The sequence below is a fragment of the Streptomyces nidicola genome (assembly GCF_050106155.1).
Lineage (GTDB): Bacteria > Actinomycetota > Actinomycetes > Streptomycetales > Streptomycetaceae > Streptomyces.
Window position 1 is genome coordinate 5769290 of sequence record NZ_JBNBPI010000001.1, and the last position, 16527, is coordinate 5785816.

The 16527-nt window shown below is 70.2% G+C and carries 13 protein-coding genes; 2 read left to right on the top strand and 11 right to left on the bottom strand.

Going from position 1 to position 16527, the window contains the following annotated elements; all coding sequences use genetic code 11:
* Positions 1-125 precede the first annotated feature (125 nt).
* Positions 126-1709, top strand: coding sequence for a purple acid phosphatase family protein (locus tag ACOKM3_RS26190; protein WP_426903468.1), 1584 nt, complete (start codon positions 126-128; stop codon positions 1707-1709).
* On the opposite strand, the gene ACOKM3_RS26195 is transcribed toward ACOKM3_RS26190, so the two are convergent.
* The 11 genes from ACOKM3_RS26195 to ACOKM3_RS26245 form a co-directional block, all read right to left on the bottom strand.
* Complete coding sequence (locus ACOKM3_RS26195) at positions 1706-2605, bottom strand: DUF4429 domain-containing protein (RefSeq protein WP_426903469.1); 900 nt, start codon at positions 2603-2605, stop codon at positions 1706-1708. The two genes, ACOKM3_RS26190 and ACOKM3_RS26195, sit on opposite strands and share 4 nt — an antisense overlap.
* A 79-nt stretch (positions 2606-2684) precedes the next feature.
* On the bottom strand, positions 2685-4466 hold the full coding sequence (locus tag ACOKM3_RS26200; protein ID WP_426903470.1) for an IucA/IucC family protein: 1782 nt from the start codon (positions 4464-4466) through the stop codon (positions 2685-2687).
* Entirely contained in the window at positions 4463-5032 is a 570-nt protein-coding gene (locus tag ACOKM3_RS26205) for a GNAT family N-acetyltransferase (RefSeq protein WP_426903471.1), read from the bottom strand. Before ACOKM3_RS26205 ends, ACOKM3_RS26200 begins: the two co-directional genes overlap by 4 nt.
* The gene (locus tag ACOKM3_RS26210) at positions 5029-6303 is read right to left on the bottom strand and encodes a lysine N(6)-hydroxylase/L-ornithine N(5)-oxygenase family protein (protein WP_426903472.1); all 1275 of its coding nucleotides are present in this window, start codon (positions 6301-6303) and stop codon (positions 5029-5031) included. The genes ACOKM3_RS26205 and ACOKM3_RS26210 overlap by 4 nt, the downstream gene beginning before the upstream one ends.
* Entirely contained in the window at positions 6287-7729 is a 1443-nt protein-coding gene (desA, locus tag ACOKM3_RS26215; RefSeq protein ID WP_426903473.1) for a lysine decarboxylase DesA, read from the bottom strand. The genes ACOKM3_RS26210 and desA overlap by 17 nt, the downstream gene beginning before the upstream one ends.
* A gap of 130 nt (positions 7730-7859) precedes the next feature.
* Entirely contained in the window at positions 7860-8717 is an 858-nt protein-coding gene (locus ACOKM3_RS26220; protein WP_426903474.1) for a siderophore-interacting protein, read from the bottom strand.
* Between the two features lie 4 nt (positions 8718-8721).
* The gene (locus tag ACOKM3_RS26225) at positions 8722-9768 is read right to left on the bottom strand and encodes an ABC transporter substrate-binding protein (RefSeq protein WP_426903475.1); all 1047 of its coding nucleotides are present in this window, start codon (positions 9766-9768) and stop codon (positions 8722-8724) included.
* A gap of 276 nt (positions 9769-10044) precedes the next feature.
* On the bottom strand, positions 10045-11205 hold the full coding sequence (locus tag ACOKM3_RS26230) for an acyl-CoA dehydrogenase family protein (RefSeq protein WP_426903476.1): 1161 nt from the start codon (positions 11203-11205) through the stop codon (positions 10045-10047).
* A gap of 7 nt (positions 11206-11212) precedes the next feature.
* Complete coding sequence (locus tag ACOKM3_RS26235; RefSeq protein WP_426903477.1) at positions 11213-12187, bottom strand: hydroxymethylglutaryl-CoA lyase; 975 nt, start codon at positions 12185-12187, stop codon at positions 11213-11215.
* Positions 12184-14115: an acetyl/propionyl/methylcrotonyl-CoA carboxylase subunit alpha gene (locus tag ACOKM3_RS26240; RefSeq protein ID WP_426903478.1), complete on the bottom strand. Its 1932-nt coding sequence runs from the start codon at positions 14113-14115 to the stop codon at positions 12184-12186. The genes ACOKM3_RS26235 and ACOKM3_RS26240 overlap by 4 nt, the downstream gene beginning before the upstream one ends.
* 15 nt (positions 14116-14130) lie before the next feature.
* A complete protein-coding gene (locus ACOKM3_RS26245; protein ID WP_426903479.1) occupies positions 14131-15753 on the bottom strand; it encodes a carboxyl transferase domain-containing protein in 1623 nt (540 codons plus the stop codon).
* 106 nt (positions 15754-15859) lie between these two features.
* On the opposite strand from ACOKM3_RS26245, the gene ACOKM3_RS26250 reads away from it, so the two are divergent.
* Positions 15860-16453 carry an SACE_7040 family transcriptional regulator gene (locus ACOKM3_RS26250; protein ID WP_426903480.1) on the top strand — a complete coding sequence of 198 codons (594 nt, stop codon included), beginning with the start codon at positions 15860-15862 and terminating at the stop codon, positions 16451-16453.
* The last annotated feature ends 74 nt before the right edge of the window (positions 16454-16527 follow it).

A 16527-nucleotide genomic window follows, 5' to 3' on the forward strand; every position in this document is an offset into this window, starting at 1 on the left:
GGGCCCCGCGCCTCAATCGCCGGCGGGGCTTGAATGTCGGCTCTCGGCCGACGGCGGGGCTCAATTAGGGGCGCGTTCACGTGGTGTACCCCTCGCGGATAGATGCCTCAAGCATCTTTCCGGGCATGGACATTCCACGTATGGGCGTACCCGCCGAGCTCGCCGACCGGTCCCTCGCCGAGCAGCACGAGTATCTGCGCAGCCGGTTCTCGCGGCGGACGGTGATCCGGGGCGGGGCCGTCACCCTGGGCGCGGTCGCGGGCGGGGTCTTCGTGCCGGGGGCGGCCGGTGCCGCGACGGCCTCGGCGGCCGCGACCGCTCCGGCGGCAGAGGCCGTCGACGGTGCGCTCGTCGCGCCCTTCGGCCGGCACCTCTCGTACGGCGACGACGCGCGCACCGAGATGACCGTGTCCTGGCAGGTGCCGGTCGCGGTGAAGGACCCGTTCATCCGGGTCGGGGCCAGTGCCGGTGAGCTGTCGCGGAAGATTCCGGCGGAGCTGAAGGCGCTCCACACCCCGGCCGGTGTCGGGACCAGTGCCGATCACACCCAGTACTACGTGCACGCCAAGCTGACCCGGCTCAAGCCCGGCAAGACGTACTACTACGGAGTCGGGCACCGGGGCTTCGACCCGGCGTCGCCGAAGTTCGCGGGGACGATCGGTACGTTCACGACCGCGCCCGCCCGTTCGGAGCGCTTCACGTTCACCGCCTTCGGCGACCAGGGCGTCAGCTACCACGCGCTCGCCAACGACAGCCTGATCCTCGCGCAGGGCCCGGCCTTCCACCTGCACGCCGGTGACATCGCGTACGCGGATCCCTCCGGGCAGGGTAAGACCAGCGATACGTTCGACGCGCGCACCTGGGACCAGTTCCTCGCGCAGACCGAGACGGTCGCCAAGTCCGTGCCGTGGATGGTTTCGTACGGCAATCACGACATGGAGGCGTGGTACTCGCCGAACGGGTACGGGAGCCAGGAGGCCCGGTTCGCGCCGCCGGCCAATGGGCCCGACCCGAAGGAACTGCCGGGCGTGTACTCGTTCGTGCACGGCAACACCGCCGTGATCTCGCTCGACGCGAATGACATCTCGTACGAGATTCCGGCGAATCTGGGGATCAGTGGGGGTACGCAAACCGCCTGGTTCGAGCGGCAGTTGAAGAAGTTCCGGGCCGCCGGGTCCGGGATCGATTTCGTGGTCGTGTTCTTCCATCACTGTGCCTACTGCACCGCCACCGCGCATGCCTCCGAGGGCGGTGTGCGCGAGGAGTGGGTGCCGCTGTTCGAGAAGTACACGGTCGACCTCGTGATCAACGGGCACAACCACGTCTACGAGCGCACGGATGTGCTGAAGGGCGACAAGGTCACCAAGGAGCTGCCGATCGGGGGCACGGCGTACCCGGAGACAGACGGGGTCGTGTATGTGACGGCGGGCGCGGCGGGCAAGGGGCTCTACGAGTTCCCGGTCGAGGACACGTACGAGGGGAACGAGAAGAAGGTCGACCCGTTCGCCTCGTACGTGACGAAGGACGGGGGCGGCAAGAAGGCGGTGACCGTCGACTGGTCGCGGGTGCGGTACACCAACTACTCGTTCCTGCGGGTGGATGTGGAGCCCGCGCCAGTAGGACGTACCGCGAAGCTGACCGTGCGGGGGCTGGCCGAGACGGGGGCGGAGGTCGACCGGTTCGTGGTGGCGCGGAAGGTGAGGCGCTAATCGCCGGAGGGGCCTGAAAGGCGTTTCAGGACCGCCGCCTTCGCCAGTGCGAACTCGTCCTCCGTCAGGATTCCGGAGTTGTGGAGGTCGCCCAGTTCGCGGAGGCGGCGCAGGAGGGCGTCGTGTTCGTCCTCGGCGGGAGCCGCCGCGGGTGGGGCCTGTTCCAAGGCCGGGGGCGTGGCGGGTTCGCCCGCGGGGCCCGGGTGGGGGAGGCGGGCCTGGACTGCCGCCGCCACGAGGGCCATCAGCGGGTCCTTCTTGAAGCCCCACAGCTCGATCGAGTTCGGGTCGTACTTCGGTGGCGCCTTCGTGGGGGAGGAGCGGACCGTGAAGCGGAGGCAGCCGTTCTCCAGGCCGATCGCCGGCTGCCACTCGACCGCCGTGATGTCGCCGAGCGCGAGCACCCGCGTGCCCGCGGAGGACTTCGCCTCCTCCGTCTTCCAGTTCCACTCCAGGCGCACGCGCTCCCCGTCGAAGCTCGCCGTGCCGTCCCCCGCGGAGACGGACAGCGGCACGGCGGGGCCCGGCAGGAGGTACGTGTCGGAGGCAGACGTGGGGACCTCGTCCAGGAGCAGCGCGTTGCGCACCTCGTCGACGAAGTACTCGGCGACGCCGTAGCGGTCCGGCTCGACGGTGAGCTGGTACGGGTCCATGCCCTCGGTCAGCTTGCCGCCGGTCGCCTGGAGGAGGGGGTCGGCGCCGTCGCGCAGCCGCAGCCGCAGCCGGCCCGACTTCTTGCCCTGCTCGAAGGACGCGCCGGCGAGCGCCGTCAGCGGCACGGTCAGCTCGCCCAGCGCCTTGCGGAGCGGGCTCACGGCCTTGTCGCGCCCCGGCACGAGCCGCAGCGTGTCCCCGAGATACGTCCACGTGCCGTCGCGCTGGATGATTTCCGCCATGCCGCCATTCTCGTACGAGAAGGGGGCTCGGGAGGACCGTCTCCCGAGCCCCCTGGTCCGTGAGGCCTGCTGAGACCGCCTACGCGATCGGGTTCTCCAGGTCGCCCACCAGCTGAAGGGCGCCCGACGGGTCCGCCAGGTCGACCATCTGCTCGTTGTTGCGCAGCTGGAGCCGGTTCAGGGCGGAGAGCGAGAACTGCGGGGCGAACATGTCGAACTGCTCGAACTTCTCGGCGAGTTGGGGCATCGATGCCTGGTAGTCGCGCACGCAGTCCGCGACCGCCGACCAGAAGGTCTCCTCGTCCACGACGCCGTCCTCGACGAGGTTCGCCGCGAGGAAGCGGAAGAAGCAGTCGAAGACGTCCGTGAAGATCGAGAGCAGCTTCATGTCGTCGGGGACCTCGGCCTTGATCCGCTCCACGGCGGGCGGCAGGACGGCCTCCGTGTCCATCACCGCGATCTCCTCGGCGATGTCCTTGAAGATCGACCGCTTGACGACGCCCTGCTCGTCCAGGACCAGGATGACGTTCTCGCCGTGGGGCATGAACACCAGGTCGTAGGCGTAGAAGCTGTGCAGGAGCGGGGTCAGGTACGACTTCAGGTAGGGCTTGAGCCACTCGCGGGGCGTGAGGCCCGAGCGCTCGATCAGGGCGCCCGCGAAGGACTTGCCCTCGCGGTCCACGTGCAGGAGGGACGCCATCGTCGCCAGGCGCTCGCCCTCGGCCAGCGAGGGCACCGGGGACTCGCGCCACAGCGCCGCCAGCATCTTGCGGTACGGCGAGTAGCGGTCGGTGGCGGCCTCGTACTCCAGGTGCCGGTAGCCGACGGCCGCGCGCTCGCGGATGATCGTCAGGCCGGTGTCCTTGAGCACCTCGTCGTTCTCGATGAGGTTCGCCAGCCAGTCGTTGATCGCCGGAGTCGCCTCCATGTACGCCGCCGAAAGGCCGCGCATGAAGCCCATGTTGATGACCGAGAGGGCCGTCTTCACGTAGTGCTTCTCGGGGGCGCTCTTGTTGAAGAACGTGCGGATCGACTGCTGCGCCAGGTACTCGTCTTCGCCCTCGCCCAGGCACACCAGGTTCCGCTGCGCGACCTCGGCGGCGAACGTGACGGAGAGCTTGTTCCACCACTGCCACGGGTGGGCGGGGATGAGGAGGTAGTCGGCCGGGTCGAGGCCCTGGTCGCGCAGGATGCCGTCGAAGCGCTCCAGGGTGGCCTCGCCCAACTCGGCGCGCAGGAACGACTCGTAGTCGAGGCCCATGCCCGCCGTGAAGGCCGCGCGCTCGCGGCTCGCCGCCAGCCAGACCAGCCGGACGGGGCTCGCGGTCTCGGGGGCGTACGAGAGGTACTCGTGGACGCCGAAGCCGAGCCGGCCGTTGTTCGCGACGAAGCAGGGGTGGCCCTCGGTCATGCCCGTCTCGATCGCCTGGAAGTCGCCGGAGGCGGCGAGTTCGGCGGAGGACAGGTACGGCTTCGTCAGCTTGAAGCAGGTGCCGGAGAGCGTGGAGGAGATCTCCTCCAGGTAGACCGGGAGGGTCGAGTCGCTCAGGCCCAGGCTGTCCTTCAGCTCGATGAAGAACTGCAGGGCGTTCAGCGGGAGTTCGGCGCCGTCGCGGTGACGCGTGATCGAGTCGGCGGACACCTGCCAGTGGTCGAGGCGCAGTCGGCGCGCGGTGAACTCGTAGCGGGTCAGGCCGTCGTCGCTGAGGACGAAGTAGCGGTCAGCGGCGGCGGCCCCCGATATCTCGGGCTTGAGGAGCCGCTCGTGGCTGAATTCCGCGAGGCCCTTGCGGATGAGGAGGCGGTTGGCCTCGGCCCAGCGCTCAGGGGTCAGGTGGGTGGCGGCGTCGGCGATGCTCATGCTCCGGTGGTCCTTCCCGTGGCCGCTTCGAACTGCTCGCGCGTGCAGAAGCTCAGCAGCGCCTTCTTCTCCGGCTTGTCGATCTCACGCTCGGGGACGAAGCCGACGGCCTCGTTCAGGGCGTGCACCGCCTTGTTGCCCACGTCGGGCTCGACGACGACGCGCTTCACCGACGCGTCGGCGAAGAGGTGTTCCATCACCGTCGTGATCACGGCGCGCGTGAAGCCCGGGATGCGGACGTCCGAGGGCGCGGTGAGGAAGTGCATGCCGATGTCGCCGGGCTCGGGCTCGTACAGGCCGACGAGCTCGACGTACCGCGGGTCGTAGCGCTCCATCAGGAACGCGGGCTCGCCGTCGTGCAGGCCGAGGAAGGCGTCGTGGTGCTCGTGCGCCGCGATCGACATGTACTCGCGCTCGACGTCCTGGAGCCTGGCCTCCTGCATCAGCCAGAAGGCGGCCTTGGGGTCGGTGACCCAGCGGTGCAGCAGTTCGGCGTCGGCCTGCGGGTCGACGGGACGGAGGGAGAGTTTCCCGAGGGTCCCGGTGGTGGTGCTTGTGGTGCTCATGCTGCGAACTCCTGGAACGCGATGGTCTTCTCGACGGGGTAGTACTCGGAGCCGAGCAGCTCGCCGATGATGTAACTGTTGCGGTACGCGCCCATCCCCAGGTCGGGGCTGGTGATCGAGTGCGTGTGCACGGACGCGTTCTGCACGAAGATGCCGCGCCCGGTGGTGTCGATCGCGTAGTTGCGGGCGACGTCGTAGCGGCCCTGGCCGTCCCAGCGGATGCGGTCGCGGACCGGCTCAAGGAAGGCGGGCGTCGTGTACTTGTAGCCGGTGGCGAGGATCAGGCCCTCGGTCTCCAGCTCGAACGCCTTGTCCTGCTCCTCCTGGTGCAGGCCGAGCGTGTACGTGCCGTCCTCGTAACTCGCCGTGCGCAGCGCCGAGTTGGTGAGCAGGCGCGTCGGCACGGGACCGTCGAGGCCCTTCTGGTACAGCAGGTCGAAGATGGCGTCGATCAGCTCGCCGTCGATGCCCTTGAACAGGCCCTTCTGCCGCTGCTCCAGCGAGTAGCGGGTCTCCTCCGGCAGCTTGTGGAAGTAGTCGATGTAGTCCGGGGACGTCATCTCCAGCGTCAGCTTGGTGTACTCCAGCGGGAAGAACCGCGGCGACCTGGTGACCCAGTTGAGCCGGTAGCCGTGCACGTCGATCTCGCTGAGCAGGTCCTGGTAGATCTCGGCCGCGGACTGCCCGCTGCCGACCAGGGTGATCGACTTCTTCTGCTGGAGCTGCTGCTTGTGCTGGAGGTAGCGGGAGTTGTGGACGACCCCGTCGCCGCCGAGACCCCGGCAGGCCTCGGGGACGTACGGCGGGGTGCCGGTGCCCAGGACCAGGTGGCGGGCGCGGAACGTCTCGCCCTTGTCGGTGTCCACGAGGTAGACCTCGGCCGCGTCGTCGTAGCGCACCTCGGTGACGCTCGTCGAGAAGCGGATCGAGGACAGCTTGGCGGCGGCCCAGCGGCAGTAGTTGTTGTACTCGACGCGCAGCGGATAGAAGTTCTCGCGGATGTAGAACGAGTACAACCGCCCCGATTCCTTCAGGTAGTTGAGGAAGGAGTACTCGGACGTCGGGTCGGCGAGCGTCACCAGGTCCGACATGAACGGGGTCTGGAGGTGGGCGCCTTCGAGGAACATCCCCGAGTGCCACTCGAAGTCCGGCTTGGACTCGATGAACAGCCCGGTCAGCTCGTCGATCGGCTCCGTGAGCGCGGCCAGACCCAGGTTGAAGGGGCCGAGGCCGATCCCGATGAAGTCGTACGTGTCAGGATGCGCGGTCAAGGGTGTCTCCCAGGTACTGCTCGGCGTGGCCGGCGATGAGGTCGAGGACGACCGAGATGTCGTCGAGGGTCGTCTCGGGGTTGAGCAGGGTGAACTTCAAGTACTGGCGGTCGCCCACCTTGGTGCCCGCCACGACGGCGTCGCCGGAGGCGAACAGGGCCTTGCGGGCGTGGAGGTTGGCGCGGTCGATCTCCGCCGGGTCGGTGGCGTCGGCCGGGATGTAGCGGTAGACGAGCGTGGACAGGCTCGGCTCCACGACCACGTCGAAGCGCGGGTCGGACGCGAGCAGCTGCCAGCCTTCGTACGCCAGGTCGCACACCTCGTCGAAGAGGCCGCCGATGCCCTTCGCGCCCATCACGCGCAGCGTCAGCCACAGCTTGAGCGCGTCGAAGCGGCGCGTGGTCTGGAGGGACTTGTCGACCTGGTTGGGGATCCGCTCGGCGACGGTGCGGCGCGGGTTGAGGTACTCCGCGTGGTACGTGGCGTGCCGGAGCGTGGCCGCGTCGCGGACCAGGATCGCGCTCGAACTCACGGGCTGGAAGAAGGACTTGTGGTAGTCGACGGTGACCGAGTCGGCGCGCTCGATGCCGGTGAGCCGCTCACGGTTCTTGTTCGACACGAGCAGCCCGCAGCCGTACGCGGCGTCGACGTGCATCCACGTGTCGTACTGGGCGCACAGCTCGGCGATCTCCGGCAGCGGGTCGATGGAGCCGAAGTCGGTCGTCCCCGCGGTCGCGACGACGGCCATGGGGACGAGGCCCTCCTCGCGGCAGCGCTGCAACTCGGCGGCGAGGGCCACGGTCTGGAGGCGCTTCTCGCGGTCGACGGGGATCGAGACGACCGACTGCGGGTCGAGGCCGAGCAGCGTCGCGGACTTCTTGACGCTGAAGTGGCTGACCTCGGAGGCGAAGACGCGGAGTTTGGACAGGTCCCGCGACTTGGCCTCCTCCCTGGCCAGCAGCAGCGCCTGGAGGTTGGACTGCGAGCCGCCGGAGGTGAACACGCCGTCGGCCGCGGGGCCGAGGCCGATCCGTCCGGTGGTCCAGTCGATGAGCTTGCGCTCGATGAGCGTGCCGCCCGCGGACTGGTCCCAGGTGTCGAGCGAGGAGTTGACCGCGGAGAGGATCGCCTCGCCGAGCACCGCCGGGATGACGACCGGGCAGTTGAGGTGGGCGAGGTAGCGGGGGTGGTGGAAGTAGACGGCGTCGCGGAGGTAGACGTCCTCCAGCTCGTCCAGGGCGGCGATGGTGTCCTGGAGCGGCTCGTCCAGGTCGACGGCGTCGACGGTGGGGGAGAGGGCGTCGGGGGTGACGCCGGTGAACGGCCTTGTGGTGGTGGCGAGTTTGGCCGCCACCCGCTCGACTCCTTCGGTCACGGAGCTGCGGTACAGCTCCGCGGTGGTGTCATTGAGCAGGTGCGAGCGCATGAACGGTTCCTCCGGGTGGGGTGGGGTGGTTCCCGGGTGGGGCAGGAAAAAGGGCGAGGTCGCGAACCCTTGGATTAGGTTAGCCTAACCTAACTTTGGTTCGCGACCCCGCCCCCTGTTCTGTTGTCACTCACGCAGCGCGCAGCGCGTCCTCGCTCATGCCGCGCCGCCAGTAACCGACAAAGGTCACCGCCCGCTTGTCGTAGCCGCGCTCACGCACCAGGTGCCGCCGCAGCTCCTTCATCGTCCCGGACTCGCCGGCCAGCCACGCGTACGGGCTTACGGCGTCCGGGAGTTGGGCCGCGCGCACGGTGTCGACCACGGAGGGTGCGCCCTCGTCACGGACGAGCCAGGTGACGGAGACGTTCGCGAGCGTGATGATCGGCTGGATGTCCTCGCGGTGCGGAACCTCCAAGTACACGTGCGCCGAGACGTGTTCGGGCAGCCAGGCCAGCACGCCGAGCGCCGCGGGAAGCGCCGTCTCGTCGCCCCACATCAGGATGTGGTCGAAGTCGTCCTGGGGCTGGCAGCGCACGGCGGCGTTGTCCGCGATCGCCGGGCCGAGCACGACGGCGCGGTCACCGGGGGCCGCGGCGCGGGCCCAGCGGCAGGCGGGGCCCGAGGTCGACGGGTCGTCGTCGTGCAGCACGAAGTCGATGTCGACTTCCTCCGCGGGGAAGCGGCGCTGGCCGCTCAGCGTGTACGAGCGCATGATCGCGCGCTCGCCGTCCGGGATCGCCCGGTACGCCGCGTGCCAGGCGCGGCCGTCGTCACCGGCGTTGATCGGCGGCAGTACGGGGGCGTCCTGGCCGGGATGCGGCAGGAAGAGGGAGAGGGACTGGTCCCGGCCGCCGCCGTGAAAGTCGGGGAGGTCGGGGCCCGTGAAAGTGACCCTGAGCAGCGACGGACCGAGCCGCCGGGTGCGGACCACTTGCAGATCGAAGAATCGGAAAGGGGCTACAGCGGGGGCTTCGGTCGTCGCCGTCATGGGATCAGGACACCTTCTTCGCCGTCTCGATGGCCTTCGCGAGGTCTTCCAGGAGCGGGGCGCACTTGTCGTAGGACAGGATCGGCTCGGGGGAGCGGGAGATGACCTGGCCCGCCTTGACCGCAGGCAGCTTCTTCCAGGTCGGCTCGTCGATGTCGGCGGGCTGAATCGCCTGGGCGCGGTCGTCCATCATGATGATGTCGGCCTTGTGCTTGTTGACGTTCTCCCAGCTCAGGTTCTCGAACCAGCCGCCGGACGCCTTCTTCGCGGCCTCCGAGGGCTCCACGAAGTTCACGCCGAGCGCCTTGAAGTACTCCAGGTCGACGGAGAGGTTCGTGCCCGAGACGTAGAAGATGTCGGGGCTCGCGCTGCCCGCCAGCACCTTGATGTCGGGGTGGGCCTTCGCCGCCTTGCGCAGCCGGGCGGCGGCGTCCTCGAAGCGCTTCTTGGCCTTGACGACCTTGTCGGCCTTCAGGTCGGCGCCGAGCGACTCGGCCAGCTTGTAGACGTGCTCGAGCGGCGTCGTGAGCTGGCGGTCGTAGACGGAGATGCCGACGCTCGGGGCGAGCTTCGCGATCTTCTTGGCGGACTCCTCGGGGACGTACCAGAGGGTGCCCGCGCCGTCGAAGATCGTGGTGATCAGCACCTGGGGCGCGATGCCCGCGTACTTCTCGATGTTGAACTGGCCCCACTCGTTGCCGATGACCGTGACCTTGTCGACGGGCATGTCGCCGGCCTGGACGTCGGCCTTGCCGCCCTTCGTGGTGGTCGGGCCGAAGACGCCCTTGACCTGGATGCCGTAGTCGTAGAGGGCGGCGCCCATGCCGGTGAAGGCGACGATGTTCGTCGGGACCTTGTCCAGCTTCACGGTCTTGCCGCGGTCGTCCTTGTACGACCAGGGGCCGGACTTCTCGGCGGAGCCGGCCGAGCTCGAGCCGCCCTCTTTGGAGCCGCCGTCGCCGCAGGCGGCGAGTGCGGCCCCGAGGCCGATGGCGCCGGTCGCGGCGAGGATGCCGCGGCGGGTGGGGCGGGACAGTCGGGCGTTGGACATGCGGGCTACTTTCGGACGTGCCGAGGCGGCGACCGGGCGGGTACGTAAACTCAGGGTAGGTTAACCTAAGTTCCCCGGTTGTCCAGAGGGTGGGGGCGGCCCCTCGCCCCGGCGCCGGTTGGGCAAATCAAGCCCCGCCGGCGTTTGAGGCGCGGGGTCCGGGGCGGAGCCCCGTGGCCTCAGCTCCGGATGCCGGCCCAAAGACATGGGGCTCTGCCCCATACCCCGCTGCTCAATCGCCGCAGGGGCTTAAATTGCCCAACCGGCGCCGGCGCCCTATGACGTCAGCCCCAGCTCCCGCGCAATCAGCATCCGCTGCACCTCGCTCGTGCCCTCGCCGATCTCAAGGATCTTGGAGTCGCGCCACATCCGGGCGACCGGGTACTCGTTCATGAACCCGTACCCACCGTGGATCTGCGTCGCCTCCCGCGCGTTGTCCACCGCGACCGTCGACGAGTACAGCTTCGCCAGCGCCGCCTCCTTCTTGAACGGCTCCCCGCAGACGAGCCGCGACGCCGCGTCCCGCCAGGCCAGCCGCGCCGTGTGCGCCTTCATCTCCATGTCGGCGATCTTGAACTGGATCGCCTGGTAGCTGCCGATGTGGTGCCCGAAGGCGCGGCGCTCCTTGGCGTACTTCACCGACTCGTCGACGCACCCCTGCGCAAGACCCGTGGCCAGCGCGGAGATCGCCACGCGCCCCTCGTCGAGGATCCGCAGGAACTGCGCGAAACCCCGGCCCTCCGCGCCCAGCAGATTCGCCGCCGGCACCCGTACGTCGTCGAAGTGCAGCTCACGCGTGTCCGACGCGTTCCACCCCACCTTCGAGTACGGCGCCGCGACCGTGAAGCCGGGCGTCCCGGACGGCACGATGATCGAGGAGATCACCGGGCGGCCGTCCGCTGTGCGGTCGGTCACCGCCGTCACCGTCACCAGGCCCGTGATGTCCGTACCGGAGTTGGTGATGAAGCACTTCGTGCCGTTGATGATCCAGTCGCCGGTCTCCCCGTCCCGTACGGCCGTGGTGCGGGTGCCGCCCGCGTCCGAGCCCGCCTCGGGTTCGGTGAGCCCGAACGCGCCCAGGACCTCGCCCGCGCACAGCTTCGGCAGCCACTCCTGCTTCTGCTCCTCCGTGCCGAAGAGGTGGAGCGGCATCGCGCCGAGCGAGACGCCCGCCTCCAGGGTGATCGCCACCGAGGAGTCGACGCGGGCCAGCTCCTCAAGGGCGATGCCGAGCGCCAGATAGTCGCCGCCCATGCCGCCGTACTCCTCGGGGAAGGGCAGGCCGAAGAGCCCCATGCGGCCCATCTCGCGGACGATCTCGTAGGGGAACTCGTGCCGCTCGTAGAGGTCGCCGATCTTCGGGGCGACGACCTCGTGCGCGAACTCCTCGACGGTGCGGCGGAGTTCCTCGTGCTCGGGGGAGAGGTGGTGATCCATGACTGCCTCACTGCTCCTGGTCGGCATCGGCGTCCGCGTCGGCCTCGGGTGCGAGGGCGCGGACGGTGCGGGACGGGCTGGGTCGGCCCAGATGCCCGGCCATCCACCTGCTGGTGTCGGTGAGACGGCCGAGGTCGACCCCGGTCTCGATGCCGAGTCCGCGCAGCATCCAGACGAGGTCCTCGGTGGCGAGATTGCCGGTGGCGCTCTTCGCGTACGGGCAGCCGCCGAGGCCGCCCGCGGAGGCGTCCACCGTCGTCACGCCGTGCTGCAGCGCCGCCAGGGTGTTGGAGAGCGCCTGGCCGTACGTGTCGTGGAAGTGCACGCCGATCGCGTCCGTCGGCACGCCCTCCTCGTTCAGCTCCGACAGGAGCGTCTGTACGTGTCCGGGGGTGGCCACGCCGATCGTGTCGCCGAGGCTCAGCTCGTCGCACCCCATGTCCCTCAGGGCCCTGGCGACGGAGACGACCTGGTGGACGGGGACCGGGCCCTCCCACGGGTCGCCGAAGCACATGGAGAGGTAGCCGCGGACGTGCGCCCCGTGCTCCTTGGCCGCCGCCACGACCGGCTCGAACACGGCGAGGGACTCCGCCACGGTGCGGTTCAGGTTCGCCTTGGCGAAGGACTCGGTGGCGCTGGCGAACACGGCGACGCGGTTCGCGCCGAGGGCCAGGGCCCGGTCGAGGCCGCGCGCGTTCGGTACGAGGACGGGGAGGTGGACGCCGGGCCCGAGGTCCTGGATCCGCGGGAACAGGTCCTCCGCGTCCGCGAGTTGGGGCACCCACTTGGGGTGCACGAAGCTCGTGGCCTCGATGGTCGTGAGGCCGGAGCGCGCGAGGCGGTGGATGAACTCGGCCTTCACCTCGGTGGGCACGGCCCGCTTCTCGTTCTGCAGTCCGTCCCGCGCGCCCACCTCGTGGATCCGGACGCGGGCCGGGAGGCCCTGGGTGGGGACGACCATGGGGAGTGCGGAGGGCGTCATCGCGCGGCCCCCTCTTCGGTCGCGTCCGCGTCCGCCGGGGCGACGACGGCCAGCACCTGGTCCATCGCCACCGTCGTCCCGGGTGACACATCCAGCTCCGTCACCGTGCCCGCGTGCGGGGACGTGATCACGTGTTCCATCTTCATCGCCTCCACCACCAACAGGCTCTGTCCCGCCGCAACTTGGTCGCCCGTGGCCACCTTCACCACGGTCACCGTGCCGGGCATCGGCGCCGTCAGGGAGCCCGCGCCGCCGGTGCCCGCCCCCGTCAGGTTCGCCGCCACCGGGTCGTGGTCCCGCACGTGCCAGGCGTCGCCGTCGCGCGCCAGCCAGTCGCCCGCCGTCGCGGTGAGGCGGGCGGGCGTGGTCGGGACGCCGTCGACCAGGACCTCGGTGCCGCGCACCCGGACCTCGACCGGGTCGTGTCCCGCGACCCTCAAGGGGTGCACGGTCCACGCCGGTTCGCCGCCGAGCCGCCAGCCGGTGGGCCGGTCGAACGGGTCCGTCCAGCCCCCGGTCGTGGCCGGGGCAAGACGCTCCTGACGCAGTGCGCCCGCCGCCGCGTAGATCCCCGCCGGGACCTCCGCGTCGACCAGCTCGTCCGTCGCACGCTCCACAAGTCCCGTGTCCAACTCGCCCGCCACGACGTTCGGGTGGGCGAGCAGGCGCCGCAGATACCCGGCGTTCGTCGGCACGCCGAGCGTCACCGTACGGCCGAGCGCCGCCCGCAGCCTGCGCAGCGCCGTGTCCCGGTCGGGGCCGTACGCGATGATCTTCGCGAGCATCGGGTCGTAGAGGCTGGAGACCTCGGTGCCCTCGGTGAGACCGGAGTCGACCCGGACGCCTTCACCCTCGGGTTCGTGCAGCGCCACGATCGTGCCGCCGGAGGGGAGGAAGCCGCGAGCGGGGTCCTCGGCGCAGAGCCTCGCCTCCACCGCGTGCCCGGTGAGTTCGATGTCCTCCTGGGCGAAGCCCAGTCGCTCGCCCGCCGCGACCCGCAGCTGCCACTCCACCAGGTCGATGCCGGTGACCAGCTCGGTCACCGGGTGCTCGACCTGGAGGCGCGTGTTCATCTCCATGAAGCAGTACGCCGCCGGGTCCTCGCCCGGCACGATGAACTCCACCGTGCCCGCGCCCCGGTATCCGCAACTGCGCGCCGCCTCCACGGCCGCCGCGCCCATCGCCGCGCGCGTGGCCTCGTCGAGCAGCACCGACGGCGCCTCCTCGACGATCTTCTGGTGGCGGCGCTGGAGGGAGCACTCGCGCTCGCCGAGGTGCACCACGTTCCCGTGGCCGTCCGCGAGGACCTGGATCTCGATGTGGCGCGGCCGGTCGATCCAGCGCTCCACGAGGAGCGTGTCGTCACCGAAGGAGGCGCGCGCCTCGCGCCGGGCGGACGCGATCTCCTCCTCCAGGGTGGTCAGATCGCGGACGAGCCGCATGCCCTTGCCGCCGCCGCCCGCGCTCGGCTTCAGGAGGACGGGCGCGCCCAGTTTCCTTGCTGCCTCTGCCAGTTCAGGGTCGCGGCCGCCCGGCACCACCGGGACCCCGGCCGCGCTCACCGTCTCCTTGGCGCGGATCTTGTCGCCCATCAGCCCGATCGCGTCGGCGGGCGGGCCGATGAAGGTCAGGCCCGCCTCCTCGCAGGCCCGCGCGAACTCCGCGTTCTCCGCGAGGAAGCCGTAGCCGGGGTGCACCGCCTGCGCGCCGGTCGCCGCCGCGGCCTCGATCAGCCGGTCCGCCACCAAATAGCTCTCGGTGGCCGCCGGCGGCCCGATCCGCACCGCCTCGTCCGCCTCGCGCACATGGCGCGCGTCCGCGTCCGCGTCGCTGAACACCGCCACCGAGCGGATGCCGAGCGCCCGCAGCGTACGGATGACGCGCACCGCGATCTCGCCGCGGTTGGCCACAAGTACCGTCTCGAACACGTCTCGCTCCGCCCCTCACATCCGGAAGACGCCGAAGCCGGCGGATTTCTCCGGCAGCGGCGCGTTGGCACACGCGGTCAGGGCCAGGCCGAGGACCTGGCGGGTCTCCATCGGGTCGATCACGCCGTCGTCCCAGAGCCGGGCCGTCGCGTAGTAGGCGTTCCCCTGCGACTCGTACTGGGCGCGGATCGGCGCCTTGAACGCGTCCTCGTCCTCGGCCGCCCACTCCTCGCCGCGCGCCTCCAACTGGTCGCGCTTCACGGTCGCGAGCACCGAGGCGGCCTGCTCGCCGCCCATCACGGAGATCTTCGCGCCGGGCCACATCCACAGGAAGCGCGGCGAATAGGCCCGGCCGCACATCGAGTAGTTGCCCGCGCCGTACGAGCCGCCGATCACCACGGTCAGCTTCGGCACGCGCGTGCAGGCCACCGCCGTGACCATCTTGGCGCCGTGCTTGGCGATGCCGCCCGCCTCGTAGTCCCGGCCCACCATGAAGCCCGAGATGTTCTGGAGGAAGAGGAGCGGGATGCCGCGCTGGTCGCACAGCTCGATGAAGTGGGCGCCCTTCTGGGCGGATTCGGAGAACAGGATGCCGTTGTTGGCGACGATGCCGACCGGGTGGCCGTGGATGTGCGCGAACCCGGTGACCAGCGTCTGCCCGTACTCGGCCTTGAACTCGGCGAACCGCGAGCCGTCCACGACCCGCGCGATGACCTCTCGTACGTCGTACGGAGTGCGGGAGTCGACCGGCACCGCCCCGTAGAGCCCCGCCGGGTCCACCTTCGGCTCGATGGCCGCCTTCACCGCCCACGGCAGTGGGCCGCGCTCCGGCAGCGTGGAGACGATCGTGCGGACGATCCGCAGCGCGTGCGCGTCGTCCTCCGCCAGATGGTCCGTCACGCCGGACACCCGCGAGTGGACCTCGCCGCCGCCCAGCTCCTCGGCCGTCACCACCTCGCCCGTCGCCGCCTTCACCAGCGGCGGGCCGCCCAGGAAGATCGTGCCCTGGTTCCGGACGATCACCGCCTCGTCGCTCATCGCCGGGACGTACGCCCCGCCCGCCGTGCACGAACCGAGGACCGCCGCGATCTGCGGGATGCCCGCGCCCGACATCCGCGCCTGGTTGTAGAAGATCCGCCCGAAGTGCTCGCGGTCCGGGAACACGTCGTCCTGCATCGGCAGGAACGCGCCGCCGGAGTCCACCAGGTAGACGCACGGCAGCCGGTTCTCCAGGGCCACCTCCTGCGCGCGCAGGTGCTTCTTCACCGTCATCGGGTAGTACGTGCCGCCCTTGACCGTCGCGTCATTGGCGACGATCACGCACTCGCGGCCGCTGACCCGGCCGATCCCGGCGATCACACCCGCGGCCGGGGCCTGCCCCTCGTACATCCCCTCCGCCGCGAGCGGCGCCAGCTCCAGGAACGGGGAGCCGGGGTCCAGCAGCGCGTCCACCCGGTCGCGCGGCAGCAGCTTGCCGCGCGCGGTGTGCCGCGCCCGCGCCTTCTCGCCGCCGCCGAGCCGGGCCGCGGCGAGCTTCGCGCGCAGCTCCTCGCCGAGCGCCCGGTGCGCCGCCTCATTGGCCCGCCAGGCCTCCGACGCGGGCTCCGCCGCACTCGTCAGCTCCGGTGCCTCCTGCATCGCGTCGAGCCCCCTTGCCCGTACGAGGAATGGTGCGGAAGTTAATGAGCGTTAACCCACTCCCGTCAGGTTAACGCTCGCTAACGTCCCTGTCTAGAATTGCTTCATGGCCACCAGAACCGACGCCCCCACCCGCCGCGAGCAGATCCTCAGGGAGGCCGCGCGGCTCTTCGCCGAGCGCGGGTTCCACGGCGTGGGCGTGGACGAGATAGGGGCGGCGGTCGGCATCAGCGGCCCCGGCCTGTACCGGCACTTCGCCGGCAAGGACGCGATGCTCGCCGAGCTGCTCGTCGGGATCAGCGGTCAGCTGCTGACCGGCGGCAAGCGGCGGGTCGCCGAGGCGGAGCAGGGGCCCGAGGCGCTGCTCGACTCGCTCATCGAGGGGCACATCGACTTCGCGCTCGACGACCGCGACCTGATCACGCTCCACGACCGGGAGCTCGACCGGCTGCGCGACAGCGACCGCAAGCTGGTGCGGCAGCTCCAGCGGCAGTACGTGGAGTTGTGGGTGGAGGCCGTGCGGAAGGTCTACCCGCAGCTGGCGGAGGCGCACGCGCGCGTGGCCGTGCACGCGGTCTTCGGTCTGCTCAACTCGACCCCGCACCTGAGCCGTCCCGGCTCGCTGCCCGGGCGGACGGCGACCGCGCGGATGCTGCACAAGCTGGCGCGTGGCGCGTTCGCCGCGGCTGCCGCAGAGTGACCTGTATCTCTGGACGCTCCTCGCGACTCGTGGGTAACCTGACCCTGAGCAAGCGCTTAGTCGCTTGGTCGTCG